This window comes from Tolypothrix tenuis PCC 7101, from assembly GCF_963874875.1.
In the GTDB taxonomy this organism is placed as follows: domain Bacteria; phylum Cyanobacteriota; class Cyanobacteriia; order Cyanobacteriales; family Nostocaceae; genus Aulosira; species Aulosira tenue.
Window position 1 is genome coordinate 4643391 of the sequence record NZ_CAWNJS010000001.1, and the last position, 18016, is coordinate 4661406.

Here is an 18016-nt window from a genome sequence, read left to right on the forward strand (position 1 = left end):
GCGCATATTCATGGCAATTTTCAATAAATAAAAAACTCCACCCACAAGGGGATGGAGTTTTTGGGCATGGGGAATGGGGCATGGGGAAGAAATCACCAATGCCCAATGCCCAATGCCCCAAGCGGCGGGGCGGCTGTCCCTCTCCACCCACAAGGGGATGGAGTTTCCCGCCGCTTTCAATTAATAGACTGATGAATATTTATCAGCAATATTGAGTCTGAATTTTGATTTCTTCTTGTTAACAGTCAACACCACTGTGTTAAGGAAAAGTTTTTTAGCGCTGTTATTGGTTATAGGAGTAGCAATGTCTACGGCGATTCCTCCCGCTTTTGCTGCTACCGCTAATCCCTGTCCTCCAGAAATGGTAATGATTCCTGGTGGAACATTTACGATGGGATCGGATAATTCCGGTTATATAGAAGAACTCTCAGCACAAGAAGTAAGAGTTAGTTCATTTTGTATCGATAAATACGAGGTCACAAACTCCCAATTTGCAGAGTTTGTCAAAGCGACGGGGTATTTAACAGTTGCAGAGCGTCCTTTATCAAAAGAACAGTTTCCCGACTTACCAGATGAGCAGAGATTACCCGGTTCTTTAGTGTTTGCAATAGTACAACCAGAAGCAAAACCACTGAGTTGGTGGCATTGGCAGACTGGAGCGAATTGGCGACATCCATTTGGCAAAGAAAGTGCTATCGCCCATCAAGATAACTATCCAGTTGTTCATATTGCTTACGAAGATGCTGTAGCTTATGCCCAATGGGTAGGAAAATCACTACCGACAGAAGCCCAATGGGAATACGCCGCCCGTGGTGGGTTAGATGCTGCAACTTATGCTTGGGGCGATCAATATTCGGAGAAAAAAGCCAATACTTGGCAAGGAATATTTCCCTTTTTCAATACTCAAAAAGATGGTTACACAGGTATTGCCCCTGTTGGTTCCTTTCCACCCAACGGTTATGGACTTTATGACATGACCGGTAATGTTTGGGAATTAACATCTGATTGGTTTATGCCAGGACATAACCACAAAACCCACAGTGTTAATCCTACAGGCCCAGAACAAAGTTTTGACCCCAATAAACCTACCGAGAAAGCCCTACACGTTATCAAAGGTGGCTCTTATTTGTGTGCTACTAACTATTGCAGCCGTTTCCGTCCTGCAGCGAGAGAATCTCAAGCGCCGGATACGGGAACAACTCATATCGGATTTCGCTTAGTAAAGAACCTGACTACAGAAAGGATGAAGAATGAAGTTTAAATCTAAGCCCTGGAATTTATTTCCAAGAATAGCAAAGGCGATCGCTATATCATTATTGATAGTTTTGTTAACGATCAATAGCCCCGCCCTAGCTGCTACATCTGAGGTTTTACCTGTGCCCTTACCAGAGTTTAAGGGTAAAATCGGCCTCACCTATAAAGAATCACAACCAGACTTTCCCCAACCCATCGCCGCCCCAGCCAACGCCCCCAACGTCTTGCTAGTAATTCTAGATGATGTGGGCTTTGGACAAGCCAGTACCTTTGGCGGCCCTGTGGATACTCCCAACTTAACGCGCCTAGCTGAGAAAGGATTACGCTACAACCAATTTCACACCACCGCCCTGTGTTCGCCTACCAGAGCAGCTTTGTTAACTGGACGCAATCACCATTCAGTGAATACAGGAGTAGTTGAAGAATTAGCTACAGGTTATCCTGGCTACACAACAGTTTTACCTAAGAGTGCTGCTACTGTTGCCGAAATCCTGCGACAAAATGGTTATAATACAGCCGCTTTTGGTAAATGGCATAATACACCAGACTTTGAAACCAGCGCCGCCGGGCCTTTTGATCGCTGGCCTACAGGGTTAGGATTTGAGTATTATTACGGCTTCCTTGGTGGCGATACTAACCAGTGGAGTCCGGCTTTAGTGGAAAATACTAAACGGATAGATAAACCCAACAAGCCAGATTATCACCTAACACCTGACTTAGTAGACCATGCGATCGCCTGGATTCGCAACCAACAATCTATTGCACCAGAAAAACCCTTTTTTGCCTATCTTGCCACCGGCGCTACCCACGCACCCCACCACGCCCCTAAAGAGTGGATTGACAAATATAAAGGTAAATTTGACCAAGGCTGGGATAAATTACGCGAAGAAACCTTTGCCCGACAAAAGCAACAGGGTGTAATTCCCGCTAATGCTCAACTCACCCCCCGTCCTCAAGAATTGCCAGCTTGGGATTCCCTCTCAGCAGAACAGCAAAAACTCTATGCCCACATGGCCGAGGTATTTGCTGGATTTTTAGGTCATACAGATTATGAAGTCGGTAGGTTAATTAATGCCGTTGACCAACTTGGTGAACTGGATAACACCTTAGTCATATATGTAGTGGGAGATAACGGTGCTAGTGCCGAAGGCGGATTAACAGGTAGCGTCAACGAACTGCAAGTTTTCAATGGTGTACCCGAAAATCTCCAACAACTGCTAGCTGCTTATGATGACTTGGGTAGCCCCAAAACCTTCAACCATTTTCCAGCTGCTTGGGCATGGGCAGTCAATACTCCCTTTCAATGGACAAAGCAAATCGCCTCTCACTTTGGCGGTACTCGCAACCCCTTAGTAATTTCCTGGGGCGCAAATATCAAAGACCAAGGCAGCATTCGCAGCCAATTTCACCATGTAATTGATATTACACCCACAATTTTAGAAGTAGCGGGAATTACTGCTCCTAAACAAGTAAATGGTGTGAAGCAACAACCAATAGAAGGTACTAGCCTCGCATATACATTTAATAATCCTAATGCGGACTCTCATCGGGAAACACAGTATTTTGAGATGCTGGGTAACCGAGCCATTTACGATGAAGGTTGGGTAGCGGCGGCGCGTCATGGTCGCTTACCTTGGGAACGAACTGTCAAAGGTAGCTTTGATACAGATGAGTGGGAACTGTACAACATTGCCGAAGATTTTAGCGAGGCGAATAATCTAGCTAAGAAAAACCCAGAAAAGCTAGAAAAACTGCAAAAGTTGTTTTTAAAAGAAGCCAAGAAGCATAACGTCTTACCACTAGACGATCGCATCGCTGAAAGATTTGATGTTAAAATTCGTCCCAGCCTCACCAGAGGACGCACAACATTCACCTACTATCCAGGTACAGTGGGTATTCCAGAAGGTAGCGCCCCAAATTTGAAAAATCGCTCCTTCACGATTACAGCTAATGTAGAAATTCCGGAAAAAGGGGCAGAAGGTGTAATTTTAACCCAAGGCGGTCGTTTTGCAGGTTGGAGTTTCTTCCTTGAGGATGGTAAGCCTACATATATCTACAACTATGCCAATACCGCCCGCTATACTATCCAATCACCAGAAAAATTACCCTCTGGTAAATCTACAATCCGGTTCAACTTTGATTATGACGGTGGTGTAGGTGCAGGTGGCATCGGCAAATTATTTATTAACGAGCAACAAGTAGCCGAAGGTCGAGTTGATAAAACCATCGCTTACCGTTTAGCCCTAGACGAAACCTTTGATGTAGGCAGAGATACAGGTACTCCTGTGGTTGACACTTATCAAGTACCTTTTAACTTTACTGGTAACTTACAACAAGTCAGCCTGGAGTTGAAGTAATTCAGATTTGATATGGGGCATGAAAATTAGAAAGCAGAGGAGAAATAACTATGCCCCATGCCCAATGCCCCATGCCCTATACCCTATAAATCATGAATGAAATATTAGTAATAATCGATAAAATTGCACTATTCACATTTATTGTTTTCACTATGTTAGGTGCAGGTTTAGGTTTAACCATCAAACAAATCTGGCAACCACTCCGCAGCCCTAGACTTGTGATTTTATCGTTGCTGACCAATTTTATATTGGTGCCAAGTTTTGTTTATCTGCTAGTACAAATAGTACCTCTGAGTGAAGCATTAAAAGATGGTTTACTCATCATGGCATTAGCATCAGGCCCGCCAGCTTTGCCTAAACTTGCTCAAATAGTGAAGGGCAATATAGCCTTTTCTGTGGGATTAATGATGTTACTTATGCTTGGTACTATTTTTTATATGCCATTAGTACTACCCTTAGTTGTGCAAGGGGTACAAATCAATTCTTGGGATATTGGTAAACCTTTGTTATTGATGATGATTAGCCCGTTAGTAATTGGGCTATTTATCAAAGCCAAATTTCCTGCGATCGCTCCTGTTATCCAGCCTATTTTCTTCAAGTTATCTAGTAGTGGATTATTGTTAGGTTTAGTAGTCCGATTAATAATTCACACCAACGATATTATCGGTTTATTAAAAACAGGCGCAATCTTTGTTTGTGCAGTATTTATTATCTTTTCCTTTAGCGTTGGTTATCTCTTAGGCGGGCCTGGTATTGATACTCAAAGGGTACTAGGAGTAGGAACAGCGCAACGCAATTTTGCCGCAGCATTATTAGTAGGAACAAGTAATTTTGACGACCCCAACGTGGTCAGCATTATCATGGTGACAAGTTTATTAATGATGGTGACAGTTCTGATTATCGGGCCAAGGTTTATAGAATTAGACCAGCCAAAGGATGGAGATATTAAACAGTTAGAGATATCAGGGTAAATGCCTTTACAAGCAAAAATCAATAATATGCCAATACAATCTCACTTTAAAAATTAATTTTTAATAAAAGCAATTAACAAAAAGGGCCTTATTTTTTAGAAAACTCCTTGGATATCGCTCCTCAAAAGCAAAGGATAAATAATTATCAATGTTATGATAAATCCTAAATTTGAGGCAAAAATATGGGACAAAATCAATTCGAGCTTGTGATTTTTGATTGTGATGGAGTTTTGGTTGATAGCGAACCAATTATTAATCGCGTTTTTGCAGAAACGCTCACTGAAGCTGGCTTTCCTATCACCTATGCAGAAGTAACTCAAAAATTTATTGGCAAGTCCTTAAAAACCTGTTTAGAGATTATCGAGACATCTTACAACAAACCATTGCCCAAAAACTTTATGGAACTTTGTAAAGAGCGAGAAATCGCTCCCTTGGAGCAAGAACTAAAACCAGTTCTAGGTATTAGCGAAGTGTTGGAGCAGATAACATTACCAAAATGTGTGGCATCAAATAGTAGCCACCGTCATATTCAAATGGTATTGAAATTAACGGGGCTCCTACATAAATTTGATGGCAAAATATATAGCGCTAATGATGTTTCGCGCCCCAAACCTTTTCCTGATGTGTATCTGTATGCAGCCGAGCAAATGAATACAAATCCAGAAGATTGTGCTGTAATTGAAGACTCTGTACCGGGCGTACAAGCAGCATCCGCAGCAGGAATGACTGTTTTTGGCTATGCTTATCACAGCGATTGCACTGCTTTAGCGGAAGCTGGAGCCAAGATAGTCTTTAACGATATGCGCCAGCTTTCTCAATTGCTATAAGTGGGGCATTGGGGATTGGGCATAGGGCATATTGGCAATGGCTGCATCTATCTTACAGAGGCGGTTGCAGTCTCAAAAAAGCGGTTAGCGGGGCGGGCTAGTCCCAGATTTTCACGCAGTGTCTTTCCTTCATAATCTTTGCGGAAAATGCCACGCAGTTGCAGTTCAGGCACAACTTGATCTACAAAATCATTCAAACCTTCAGGTAAAAAAGGAAACATAACGTTGAAGCCGTCAGATCCCTCTTCTGTCAGCCATTGCTCCATCTCATCGGCAATGGTTTGGGGTGTACCAACAAAGGCTAGTCCGCCATAACTACCAACGCGTTGAGCTAGCTGACGAATTGTCAGATTCTCTTTTTGTGCCATTGCTATGACTCGTTCTCGAGAGCTGCGTCCGGCGTTAGTCTCAGGTATTTCTGGCAACGGCCCGTCTGGATCAAAGTCTGAAACATCGTAGCCCAAGGCGCTATTTAAGCTGGCAATACCACTGTCGTAGTGTACTAAGCTATCCAAATGGGCACGTTTAGCCCGTGCATCTGCTACAGTTTCGCCCACAATCACTAAAGCGCCAGGAAGAATTTTGATGCTATCTGGATCTCGTCCAATCGCTCGTGTCCGTCCTTTAATGTCAGCAAAGAAAGCTTTGCCTGAATCCAAATTAGTCGCAGCAGCAAATACGACCTCTGCAGTTTCAGCAGCTAATTGTCGTCCTGCTTCCGATGCTCCCGCTTGGACTATCACAGGCCATCCTTGCACAGGTCTAGCAATGTTCAACGGCCCTCGCACTGAGAGATATTTTCCCTGATGAGCTAGAACATGAAATTTGTCGGGATCGAAGTAAATACCAGATTCTACGTCTTTGATAAATGCATCGTCAGCGAAGGAATCCCAAAGACCAGTAACGACATCATAAAATTCCCTCGCTCGTGCATAACGTTCGTCATGTTCCACCTCTTCTTTTAAGCCAAAGTTAAGGGCTGCGTGGGGATTTGATGTGGTAACAATATTCCAGCCAGCGCGACCGCCACTGATATGGTCAAGAGATGCAAAGCGACGCGCAATATGGAAAGGTGCATCATAAGTTGTAGAAGCTGTGGCTACTAGTCCGATATGTTCGGTGACGCTAGCGAGGGCAGAAAGTAGGGTAAAAGGTTCAAAGGAAGTGACTGTATGACTACGTTTGAGGGCGTTGATGGGCATATTCAGCAGCGCCAAGTGATCTGCCATAAAGAATGCATCAAACTTACCCTCTTCTAGCTTCTGGATGAATTTTTTCAGTGCAGGAAAGTTGAAATTGGCATCAGGTAAAGCCCCAGGATAGCGCCAAGCACCAGTATGTATGCTGACTGGGCGCATGAACGCACCTAATTTCAATTGCTTTGCTTTGCTCATTAGCCCTCCCTCCAAAAATTCTGGATGTTTGGTGAAATGTTATCAAATGCAGAATGAGACAGTTGAACGAGCATCTGAGATAATTTTTTACTACTATAAAAAACCAACTGAATCACAGTTTTTAAACCTGGTTTTGTAATTTCGTTCATTGTTTTTCTTTATGAGATTAAGAGGTTACTTATAAAGTAAAAATAAGCTCGACTTGAGCGAACTGGCGTTGTGTTAGGCGCTTATTTCCAAGATGATTTGTTACGAAATAACTATCTTCGCACCTAACGCACCATCAATGCAGCGGTGCGTTACGGCTAAATTTCATTGTCTCTAAGTCCCAAATACTTTCATAGCCGTAACACACCCTACTTCAGATTTAATAAGGTCGCTAAGATAAACTGTGTTGTGTTAGTCTACTACAAATACTAAGAATTGAAAAGCTCACTCAATGAGTTGAAATTTTGTTGAATTGCTTTAGCTAAATAATTCCCGATCGCATTAATATTTTCTACAGGCAAATTCCCTCCTAGGAATACAAAAGCCAAACTAGCGACCCCTAAAAATAACGCTAATGTTCTGCCAAAACAACCAGGATTAATTTCAATAAAGCCTAGTTTTGAGCTTCCTAAAACAGCAATTAACAAAAAAACAATACCTAGTATGAAAAAGATATTTGTTGCAGGTAAGGTAGTCATTATAATAGCTTAAAATATTGCTATGCCAACATTTATATTATAGCTATTTTAAATTTCAATTTTGGCGCTGAAAGTGATTGAAAACATCACTTTAAAAGCTTGTGTCTATCGGAATCATCTTTGGTTTTGGCAAATAACTCGCTTTTTTATCTATTCCATTTTTAAAGCAATACGCTTGGGTTAAGCTCATTAGCGATTGATTTGTCACTTATTAAAGAAGCCAGAAGAATTGGGGGATTCTCCCCCAAACCCCCGATTGGGTGACGGTTGCGTCCCCCAAGCCCCCTCCAAAATTATTGTTCGGTTTTTTGTTGAGTAACTAGTTACTAGTTTTTTGGTTTTGTTATCAATTAATTTTCTTAACTGAACTGTATTTCTTTTTAAACAGAAATTCGAGGCGGGGCTTTTTACTCTTGTACAGACGCGATTAATTGCGTCTGTACAACTCAGATTAACTTGCTTAACCAAAGCGTCCACTAATATAGTCTTCGGCTTCTTTAGTTTGCGGCGAACTGAACATTTGCTCTGTAGGACTAAACTCGACTAATTTTCCGCGACGTTTACTGTGTTCGTCTATTTCTGTATTGAAGAAAGCTGTACAATCTGCAACTCTGGCTGCTTGTTGCATATTATGGGTAACCATAATGATGGTGTATTGCTCCTTCAATTCTAAACAGAGTTCTTCTACTTGACGGCTAGAAATGGGATCGAGAGCTGAACATGGTTCATCCATTAATAATACATCTGGTTTCATGGCGATCGCTCTGGCAATGCAGAGTCGTTGCTGTTGTCCTCCAGATAAGGCTGTACCTTTTTCTTTAAGTTTGTCTTTGACTTCAGTCCAAATCGCAGCGCGTCGTAGAGAATCTTCGACTAATTCATCGAGATTACCTTTGTAGCCGTTAGAACGAGGGCCAAAAGCTATATTTTCATAGATTGATTTAGGGAAAGGATTCGGACGTTGAAACACCATCCCGACTTGGCGGCGTAATTTGACAGAATTAATCCTGGGATCGTAAATGTTGCGATCGCGGTAATTTAACCTCCCCTCTACTTTAGCACCGGGAATTAAATCGTTCATCCGATTGAAGCAACGTAATAGGGTACTTTTACCACATCCTGAAGGGCCAATAAAAGCCACGATTTGTCTTTCGGGAATCTGCAAATAGACATCTAGAAGTGCTAAAAACCCCCCATAATACACTTTCACACCTTCAACATCAAATACTTTATTGCTTTGGTCTAGTGTGACATTATTTAACTGACTTCTACTGTTTCTGGGATATGATGGCATTTGGCTAATCTCCTAGTATCTATCAATGCCTGATGATTTTGTAATTAATGAATAGTGAAGCGTTGTCTAATATAAATAGCTACACCATTTAAAGCTAAAATCAAGAGTAACAATGCAATAATTGTTGCGGCTGCTGCGTTTGCAAAACCTGGTTCTGGACGAGTAATGTAACTGTAGATTTGAATCGGTAAAGCCATAAATCTCTGGAATAAACCAGGATTAAATGTGAGAAAACCTACAGCACCAACAACAATTAATGATGCAGCATCGCCAATGGCGCGGGATATAGAAATAATTACCCCTGTAAGGATACCAGGAACCGCATAGGGTATGACATGACTACTAATAGTTTTCCATTTAGTAGCACCTAATCCATAAGATGCATATCGTAGAGAATTAGGAACAGCGCGAATTGCTTCTCTAGCTGTGACAATAATTACTGGTAATGACAATAAAGATAAAGTCAATGCACCAGAAATTAAAGCAGGGCCAAATCCTAGCAAATAATTAAAAACGCCTAAACCTAGCAAACCATAAACAATAGAAGGTACTCCAGCCAAATTACTGATATTAATCTCAATAATCGCTGTCCACCAATTTCTCGGTGCATACTCCTCTAAATATAAAGCTGCTCCCACACCAATGGGAACTGTTACCGAAATTACTACAAGTCCTAAAATAATGCTGCTCACAATTGCGGGACGGATACCACCTTCATCGGGGAAGCGGGAAGGCGTTTCTGTGAGAAAACCAGGCGTTAAAAATCTGGCTAATCCGTCGCGGAGAATATCAAACAGCAGTAATCCCAGGACGAACAAGCCAACTAATAACCCTAATAAAAACAGGATTTCAAATACCTTTCCTAAAGCCTCTCTTTTATCAATATTATCAGTAAATTCTGCTGTTGAATCTAGATAATCATCGCGTCGGTAAGTTGTAGCCATATTTATTAATCGTACTTTTCTTTAAAACGGTTAGCGACCCAGTAACTAATAATGTTTAACGCCAAAGTAATGAGAAACAAAAGCGCGCCTACAGCATATAAAGTTTTAAAATTCAGGCTTCCCCTCGGACTATCGCCACCGGAAATTTGTGCCATATAAGCTGTCATTGTTTCTACAGATTCTGCAAAGTTAATCGTGATTCTTGGTTGCTGTCCGGCAGCAATCACCACAGTCATCGTCTCACCCACAGCGCGAGAAATACCCAGAATAATTGAAGCGATAATTCCCGAAAGTGCTGCTGGGAGGACAACTTTAAAAATCGCTTCTAGTTTAGTAATTCCTAAAGCGTAAGCACCTTCTCGCAAAGAACGGGGAACGGCTTTAATCGCATCTAAGCTAATAGAACCAACAGTAGGAGTAATCATCACTCCCATCATTAACCCTGCACTTAAGGCGTTGAATAATTCTAAGGGAAGTACATTTCGTAGCAATGGCGTGATGAATAGTAGGGCAAAATATCCATATACTACAGTTGGTATACCTGCTAAAAGTTCGACTGCGGGACGTAAAATTGCGGCTACTTTTGGTTGAGCATATTCACTCAAATAAATTGCTGAAGATAAACCTAAAGGAATAGCCACCGCCATTGCGATCGCAGTGGTTAATAATGTACCGTTAATCAAAGGCCAAACGCCAAAATGCTTATCAGCAAATAGCGGTGTCCACTTAGTATCCAAAAAGAATTGAGCGAAAGAAACCTCTTGGAAAAATCCAAATGTTTCTTGAAATATAATTACTACAATGCCAAAAGTAGTTAAGACAGAAACAAAAGCACAAGCAAATAAAATTAGCCCAATAATCTTTTCTAAGATATCATCTGAGGCATTTTTTTCTAGCGAATCACTAAACCTGGAAAAGGAATCGTCTTGAGGATTTATATTTTGCATAACTTTCTCATGAATCAAGCTTAATTAAATAAAGTTGGTAATTGGTTCTCCAGGTTTAGCTTTCTTAAACTTTGTTCCCGTCTCACCTTTAGCAAACTTTTGTTTGACTTTGATATAAGCTTCATCTGGTAGCGCTACATAACCAACGCTATCTACCCATTTCCAAGAATTATCTAGATAAAAATCGACGAACTCTTTAACTGCTGGTTTATTATCTAAGGACTTTTTACTGACATAGATGAATAAAGGACGAGATAAAGGTGTGTAGGTATTTTTAATGACGTTATCTACGGGAACGGGTTTTTCACACTTTCCTGTTGGACTTTCTACCGCCACTAAATTTAGTTTGTCTTGGTTTTGAATGTAATAAGATATGCCTACATAACCCAAGGCTGTTGCATCACCTGATACCCCTTGTACTAAGAGGTTTTGATTGTGGCTAGGAGTATAATCTGTGCGCCCATTTTTAGCTTTACCAGTTACAGCTTGCGTCAGATAATCAAATGTTCCTGTATCCGAAGCGGGAGCATATAACTTAAGTTTTTGATTGGGAAACTTCGGATTAACTTGATTCCAAGTTAAAATCTTACCATCTGATTTCGCACTCCAAATTTTATCTAATTCCTTAATAGTTAGACATTGAGCAAAATTATTTTGACGGTTAGCAATGACAGCAATTCCATCTAAAGCTATGGGTAACTCTACAAATTCAATTTTCTTACTGCTACATTTTTTGATTTCTTCGTCTCTAATGGTACGAGAAGCACCAACAATATCAATATCACCATTACAAAACTTACTGATACCACCACCAGTTCCACTTGAGGCGACACTGACTTGTGCTTGAGGTTTTACTTTACCGTACTCTTCTGCAACTGCTAAAGAAATTGGGAACCCCACAGCCGCACCATCAATACTCACCTGACTTTTCAATTCTTGTCCGCCATTACAAGCAGTAATACTGCTAATAATCAACATAAAATTGGTGAGATAACAACTAGATTTAAATAGGCTACGCCAGCTCATAAACTATCCAAAATTTGCAAGTAATTTAAATTCCGAGGCTTTTGTGTGCAATAGAATTTCATGCTTTCTTACCAGATTGCACTTTGTCAAAAATTGCCCCATCGTCAAAGAATTTCTTCTGAATTAAATCCCAACCACCTAAATCTTGAGATGTGAATAAAGTATTGATGGGTGGATATTTGGCGACTACTTCTTGGGTAACGGTAGGATTTACAGGACGATATTGTAATTTCGCAAATTCCCTCTGTGCTTCTGTGGAATATAAGAAATCAACGAAGGCAGCAGCAACTTCTCTGTTACCATGTTTATCAACGTTTTTATCAACTATGGCGACAGGGTTATCAATGGAAATATTGATTGGAGGTACGGTATAAGGGAGTTTTGAGCCATTCTGTCCCGCTAAAGCTATCTCATTTTCGTAGTTGATTAAAACATCGCCCTGTTTTTGCTGGAAAAATAAATCGCTAGCTTCGCGAGCATCTTTTGTGAGAGTCGGAGTATTTTTATAGACTTTGCTGACATAATCTAAGGCTGTTGCTTCATCGCCACCATTAAGAGTCACCGAACCCCATAAAGCCAGCAATTCCCAAATAGCAATCCCAGAAGTTTTGGGGTTAGCTGCAATCAATGTTACGCCATCTTTTGCTAAGTCTTGCCAACTATTAATACCCTTGGGATTACCTTCACGGGTTACAATCGCCGCTACAGATTTACTAACAATACCATTCCTCGGCGCTTTGTTTTCCCAACCAGCTTTTATTAAACCTGCTTGCTGGATTTTCTTGACATCTAAAGGTAGTGCTAAATGTACTATATCTGCTTCTTGCGAACCTGCAATTACAGCTGCGGCTTGTGCGCCAGAACCGCCATAACTTTTTTCAAAAGTAACATTTTGATTATGTTCTTTTTTCCACTTTTCAACAAATTTAGGGATAATCTGATCGTGAGCAGCTTGCGTAACCGAGAAAGAAACCAGCTTCAGCCTTACATCAGATTGTCCAGCAAATCTGCTTTCCGAACAAGCTGCGATCGCAGTACTAAAAATAGCCCCTACTAATAACAAACCCACAAAACTGCTAACATTACGTACCCTCAACCACTTTGCAACGATGTGTTGGTAACGCAATATAGTTGGCAAAATTTTATCCACAATTAGGTATGCTAATTGCGCTAGATGCTGCAACTTGCTCATCAGCATTTGCTCCTTGTTTTACGGTATATCGGGCGGAATACCGTTGTTCAAAGTATTATATACACTATCAACTTAGATTTATGATTTCGGTTTATTTTTCGTTACTGAGTCAGCAAATTACTATAAATATGAACACAACTATTCACAAATTCATCTATATATAAAGCAGAATTAAGTGTCAATCAGGCGCAATCAATAGCTTTTTAGGGAAATTTATAGTCAAAACTCATATAAATACTGGATATACACAACGTTTTACTGCTGAAGCTGAAAAGGTAAAAAACTTCACGATTAATTTTTTGTAATCTAGCCAATTAACAAAAATACCTCCTGAGGAGGAGGGAGTAAAGTATTATTTGTGTATTTGGAATTGATGCGCTAATTACATCTTATTAGTCAATGAGTTGTGGGCTAGGAACTTGTACGTCAATATCAGCCTGAGATAATGTAGGGAGTAACCAGTTACCTTCGCCAGCTTTGAAAACTTTGGCAGGTGCAACATTCAATTCAATTGCACCAGTGGCGGGATTAGTTCTAGCAATTGACTGTGTACCATCGACAAACTTCACCGCGATTGGTTCAGTCAACGGTTGTATTTCAGTATTGGGAGTTAAAACTACCTGTGTACCTGCAGGAAAGTAAATACCATCACAATCCCAATCATCATCTGTAATTTGTCCAGCAGCTAAAAAGTATAGTTGCGTTGGAGATTTTTTTGGTTTATTGGCATAGACACCCAAAGTTCTACCAGTTTGATTAAAGCACTGCGCCCGTTTTCTTGCTGTTTCCATTACATACTTCTGAGACTGCAATTGTGAAAGTCGTTCCTGAAATTGTTCAGGTGTATAACCAGCTTGTTCAGGATTAGCTTTCGCAGTTAGAAGTTGATTAAGTTCCTGTGTTACCTCCACATAATCAGCCCCTTTAGTAAAATCCTTACCAGCCCAAGAAGGTTGAGCAAAAGTTAGATTTAAGATAAATACAAGAGCGACAAGAACTATTTTGATGAACTGCATATTTTTCTCCTTAATTTGAGATTCCTAATAATTATTTAAGGAAGTTATTAGCTAGGCTGGGGAAGCTTTTTTAAGATGTTTGCATCAGTCTGGATTTAGCGTAATGCTGAGTCTTGAATCTTAGGAAAACTTTCCAGCTTATTAGGATTTACCCATCGATTGATCGCTTCGCTATTTTTTTTGTGGACTTGAATTTGTACTTGCTTAGAACTTAACTTGACTACTTCAGCCGGGATTTTTTGCACTTCAGCAGAGTCGGGACGAGATTTGTATAGCCAGATAACTTTTTGTCCAACTTCAAAGTGCTGAGGATTATTGACTAAAGATAGATGGGTTACCGCCCAAGATGGGCTAGCTACTATTAAGTTAATCAAAAATACCAAGATTGCAAAAGCGAGAGGAAGATTTTTCATATATTTCTACAACTATAAACTTTGAGTTTTGAGTTTGGAAGTTTGAATGATTTTGATTAATCCCATTAAACCCAGACAAGCTACTGTCAAGACAATTGGAGTCAGCGCCGCACTATCTAAGATAATAAACACACCTAAGCCTATTAAAATAAAGGGAACAAAATTATTACCATAGCGTGTGAGTAAAGTTGCGATCGCACTCTGACAAGTTAGTTTATAAGTCACATAACACCAGACACCAACCAGTAGTAAGAAGACAGCAATGATTACTAGTAACTCAGAAATAGCACTATTAGCAAATAATGGCATATAAATTCCTACATTATCACTACCGTTAGCAATAGTAATAGCAGCCACACTGTAAGCTTGAGGAGATAAAAAACTACTGAAAATAGAAGAATTAGAAAATTCTATTCCTGATTCTATATCAGATGATTCATCATTATCTGTATTGATCAGACGATTAAATCCAATGGTAATTGGCACTAAACCTAACAGCCCAATCCAATGCGATGGTAAGATTAAACCGCCGAAAAAACCAAATAGGCTGGCAATTACCAAAGTACAAAATCCCAGGTATTGACCAATTACGATATGTCGATGGCGGAAAGTTGCATTTGCTTGAGCAAATAACAGTGTGAGAATGACTAAATCATCTAAGTTAGTAGCTACAAAAGCTGTAATTCCGGTGGGTATAGCTGTAATCAGTTCGTTCATTTCACCTCTCTCTCAATTTGATAGCTAATATTTTTCAATTAGTGTGACTTGATATTTGTAAAAGCTGGGGAAATGGCTATTTAATGAAGCGTGCAGATATAGCATCTCCAATTCAATATTTAAGCTGCGTCTACTGGTAGTGAAGTCAAAAGATGAGAATTTTACTTGATGAACTGACTCACTCAGTGCCAATGTTTTACAAAAACTTCAAAGATAGATTTGATTAAACAGAATATAGGTAATTATCTAGTAAACCAAAAATTGCTAATAGCTAATTTATCTTAGTGAATTAGCTTTTCCAAAACTTTGTTGTTATCACCTAATTGCTGAGAAACTGTAAAATTTTTATTGCTAGAAGCTTGTTTTGTAAATTTACTGTTTGTTTGAATATGTAAGCCTGGCAATCCAGCCACTCTAACTTCTTTATTTTCTTTTGGAGTATGGACTAAAGTTACTTTAAGCTCATGGATTACTTGTTGCTGCTCTTTGATAATTTGAGTTAGTTCATTGAGCTTTTGAGAGTGTAATTCATCCAATTTTTGATGTAACAGTTCAATATTTTGACTAGCCCTCAGATTCACTTGATGGTCGATATCCGCATTTCTGCGATCAGTGTCAGATTGACGATTCTGACTCATCAATACAATAGGTGCTGTATAGGCTGAAGCAAATGAAAACACTAAGTTGAGCATGATGAACGGTGACTCATCCCAGTGAGGAACTCCTGGTGCTAAGTTCATTCCTACCCATCCGGCCAAAATTGTGCTTTGACAAATCAGAAATTTCCAAGAACCTACTTGACTAGCTAATTTATCCGCCAGTCGTTGTCCTTGTGTTAATTCTTCTGTGGATGTCTGCGGCGCTGTTTCTGCAACTTGAGTTTTTTGAACGATTTGGGCATCAACGCTATTCGATAATGTTTTTGTAGCGGTTTTCATACTGCACCTGCTTGGGTAACTCAGTTGGCGTTTGCTTGATGAGTTTTAATTTACGTCTTTCCCAAGATAGGAGCAAATACTCTTTTTTTTTAAAACGATAAATAAAAGTGATTAATTGTGACAATAGTTTGCTCTGACTTTCTCAGCAAGCCCTAATACTTTTCGGTTAAGGGGGAAAAGGGGAATGGTTCAAGGGAAAGAAACAACCTTTAACCTTTTTCCCAAAAGCTATTTTGAGTTCAAGCTTCTTGGGAAAGAGTGGTAATAATATCTGCGATCGCTCCGATTTTCCAAAGCAGCAATTGTCTTTAATCCATTACGATTGAGTACAGATGCGTAGACGCGTTCGCGGAGCGTTGCCGCAGGCTAGCGGCTTGTCGTCAGACATCGCCTGTCCCATATCGCCAGCACTTAAAATACCAACAGTCTGTATTTGCATGGAAGTTTAAATTCCTCAGAGGGGTTGACATTGTGGACTAGTACATTTAACCTAGTAGTTAATTAACTGCGCGGTTAAATACTTCCAATCTAAATGTCCACCGATCAATTGAGCGTCACCTTTGCCGCCCTTGCCGATCCGACTCGGCGAGCAATCTTGGCTCATCTTGCTTTGGGCGAAGCATCGGTAACTGAGCTAGCCCAACCCTTTGAGATGAGCCTACCTGCCATTTCTAAACATCTCAAGGTGCTGGAGCGTGCGGGATTAATCGCACGGGGTAGAGAGGCTCAGTGGCGACCCTGCCGATTAGAAGCACAAGCGCTCAAGGAAGCAGCAGATTGGATTGAGCAATATCGCCAATTCTGGGAACAGAATTTGGATCGTCTAGACGAGTATTTACAACAATTGCAAGCAGAGGATAACAAACGCGATCGCGAATCATAAACTGCGTTCCCTTCTTCAGGAGAAACAAGATGTTGAAACAAAATGACTCCACATCCACTCAGTCCGAACGCGAGATTATCATTACCCGTATCTTCAATGCACCGCGAGAACTTGTATTTCAGGCATGGACAGACCCAAAACACATTGTCCAATGGTGGGGGCCAAAAGGCTTTACAACTCGTGTAACTGAACTAGATTTGCGTCCAGGCGGTCAATCGCGGTATGTCATGGTTGGCCCCGATGGCACAGAGTACCCTGTTAAAGGTGTTTTCTGTGAAATCGTGCCTCCTGAACGGATTGTCAGCAGCGATGAATTTGATGAAGGCTTTGAAAAAGTCATCAACGCAGATTTGCCGCAGGGAATCGTCATGACAGTGATGTTTGAAGATTTGGACGGCAAGACTAAACTAACTCTTCAAATTCGTCATGCAACCGAAAGCGATCGCCGCAAGCATGAAGAGATGGGTGTGGTTGCTGGGTGGAATTCTAGTTTCGATTGTCTTGACGAATTCTTGGCCAAGCAAGTTAAACAGCAACAGAATGGTTTTACTGTCACGTTGCCATCAGATACGGAAATCTTAATTACTCGCGTCTTTAATGCCCCACGCAGACTTGTTTTTCAGGCATGGACGCAGCCCGAACATATTAAGCGCTGGTTTGGGGGTTGTAGCAGTATGACAATGACTGTTTGCGAAATCGATCTGCGCGTGGGTGGTGCTTGGCGCTATGTCTTACATGAACCCAAAAACAACATTGAACACGCATTTTACGGAGAATATCGTGAGATTGTGCCACCAGAAAGATTGGTAACTACCGAAATCTATGAACCAGTCCCCAATAGTGACCATCTCAATATCCTGACTCTGAATGAAGTTGGTGGCAAAACAACGTTGCATATTCACATCCAACACCAATCTAAAGAGCAACGAGACGGGCATCTCCAATCTGGCATGGAAGAGGGACTAAGCGAAACTCTCAACCGTCTCGAAGCACTCCTTCAATCAATAGGGTGACAAATGCTACAAGAGATAGCATTTTGAACGGCCCTGTTGCATGATTTTTCCCGCGATCGCTGTAGGCATAAAACCTAGTTAGGGAAATACAACAGAATGTAACAGATGGGTAAGGGCACAAGCATTGCTGTACCCTTACCCATA

Annotated in this window: 17 protein-coding genes; 6 read left to right on the plus strand and 11 right to left on the minus strand. The window is 40.7% G+C overall.

Features of this window, described 5'->3' with window-relative positions:
- The first annotated feature begins 304 nt into the window (after positions 1-304).
- The 4 genes from AACU25_RS18630 to AACU25_RS18645 all read left to right on the plus strand — a co-directional run bounded on the left by AACU25_RS18630 (position 305) and on the right by AACU25_RS18645 (position 5409).
- Positions 305-1261 carry a formylglycine-generating enzyme family protein gene (locus AACU25_RS18630; protein ID WP_096578105.1) on the plus strand — a complete coding sequence of 319 codons (957 nt, stop codon included), beginning with the start codon at positions 305-307 and terminating at the stop codon, positions 1259-1261.
- Positions 1251-3611 carry an arylsulfatase gene (locus AACU25_RS18635; protein WP_096578107.1) on the plus strand — a complete coding sequence of 787 codons (2361 nt, stop codon included), beginning with the start codon at positions 1251-1253 and terminating at the stop codon, positions 3609-3611. Before AACU25_RS18630 ends, AACU25_RS18635 begins: the two co-directional genes overlap by 11 nt.
- A gap of 92 nt (positions 3612-3703) precedes the next feature.
- Complete coding sequence (locus AACU25_RS18640) at positions 3704-4582, plus strand: bile acid:sodium symporter family protein (protein ID WP_096578109.1); 879 nt, start codon at positions 3704-3706, stop codon at positions 4580-4582.
- Positions 4583-4764: 182 nt separating this feature from the next.
- Positions 4765-5409, plus strand: coding sequence for an HAD family hydrolase (locus AACU25_RS18645; protein ID WP_096578111.1), 645 nt, complete (start codon positions 4765-4767; stop codon positions 5407-5409).
- A gap of 47 nt (positions 5410-5456) precedes the next feature.
- On the opposite strand, the gene AACU25_RS18650 is transcribed toward AACU25_RS18645, so the two are convergent.
- The 11 genes from AACU25_RS18650 to AACU25_RS18700 all read right to left on the minus strand — a co-directional run bounded on the left by AACU25_RS18650 (position 5457) and on the right by AACU25_RS18700 (position 15976).
- Positions 5457-6803: an LLM class flavin-dependent oxidoreductase gene (locus AACU25_RS18650; RefSeq protein ID WP_096578113.1), complete on the minus strand. Its 1347-nt coding sequence runs from the start codon at positions 6801-6803 to the stop codon at positions 5457-5459.
- A gap of 416 nt (positions 6804-7219) precedes the next feature.
- Positions 7220-7489, minus strand: a complete 270-nt coding sequence (locus AACU25_RS18655) for a hypothetical protein (protein WP_096578115.1) — start codon at positions 7487-7489, stop codon at positions 7220-7222.
- Positions 7490-7949: 460 nt separating this feature from the next.
- Positions 7950-8783, minus strand: a complete 834-nt coding sequence (pstB, locus tag AACU25_RS18660; RefSeq protein ID WP_096578117.1) for a phosphate ABC transporter ATP-binding protein PstB — start codon at positions 8781-8783, stop codon at positions 7950-7952.
- 44 nt (positions 8784-8827) lie between these two features.
- Positions 8828-9727 carry a phosphate ABC transporter permease PstA gene (pstA, locus tag AACU25_RS18665; protein WP_096578119.1) on the minus strand — a complete coding sequence of 300 codons (900 nt, stop codon included), beginning with the start codon at positions 9725-9727 and terminating at the stop codon, positions 8828-8830.
- A gap of 5 nt (positions 9728-9732) precedes the next feature.
- Complete coding sequence (pstC, locus tag AACU25_RS18670) at positions 9733-10674, minus strand: phosphate ABC transporter permease subunit PstC (RefSeq protein WP_096578121.1); 942 nt, start codon at positions 10672-10674, stop codon at positions 9733-9735.
- 24 nt (positions 10675-10698) lie between these two features.
- Positions 10699-11700, minus strand: coding sequence for a PstS family phosphate ABC transporter substrate-binding protein (locus AACU25_RS18675; RefSeq protein ID WP_096578123.1), 1002 nt, complete (start codon positions 11698-11700; stop codon positions 10699-10701).
- Between the two features lie 58 nt (positions 11701-11758).
- On the minus strand, positions 11759-12892 hold the full coding sequence (locus AACU25_RS18680; protein ID WP_096578125.1) for a sulfate ABC transporter substrate-binding protein: 1134 nt from the start codon (positions 12890-12892) through the stop codon (positions 11759-11761).
- A gap of 392 nt (positions 12893-13284) precedes the next feature.
- Positions 13285-13908: a hypothetical protein gene (locus AACU25_RS18685; RefSeq protein ID WP_096578127.1), complete on the minus strand. Its 624-nt coding sequence runs from the start codon at positions 13906-13908 to the stop codon at positions 13285-13287.
- A 95-nt stretch (positions 13909-14003) separates the two neighbouring features.
- A complete protein-coding gene (locus AACU25_RS18690; protein ID WP_096578129.1) occupies positions 14004-14321 on the minus strand; it encodes a hypothetical protein in 318 nt (105 codons plus the stop codon).
- 12 nt (positions 14322-14333) lie between these two features.
- Positions 14334-15038, minus strand: a complete 705-nt coding sequence (locus AACU25_RS18695) for a cadmium resistance transporter (RefSeq protein WP_096578131.1) — start codon at positions 15036-15038, stop codon at positions 14334-14336.
- 281 nt (positions 15039-15319) lie between these two features.
- Positions 15320-15976: a DUF1003 domain-containing protein gene (locus AACU25_RS18700; protein ID WP_096578133.1), complete on the minus strand. Its 657-nt coding sequence runs from the start codon at positions 15974-15976 to the stop codon at positions 15320-15322.
- A gap of 532 nt (positions 15977-16508) precedes the next feature.
- Here AACU25_RS18700 and AACU25_RS18705 point away from each other — a divergent pair.
- Positions 16509-16859: an ArsR/SmtB family transcription factor gene (locus AACU25_RS18705; RefSeq protein WP_096578135.1), complete on the plus strand. Its 351-nt coding sequence runs from the start codon at positions 16509-16511 to the stop codon at positions 16857-16859.
- Positions 16860-16888: 29 nt separating this feature from the next.
- Entirely contained in the window at positions 16889-17872 is a 984-nt protein-coding gene (locus tag AACU25_RS18710; protein ID WP_096578137.1) for an SRPBCC family protein, read from the plus strand.
- Positions 17873-18016: the final 144 nt, after the last annotated feature.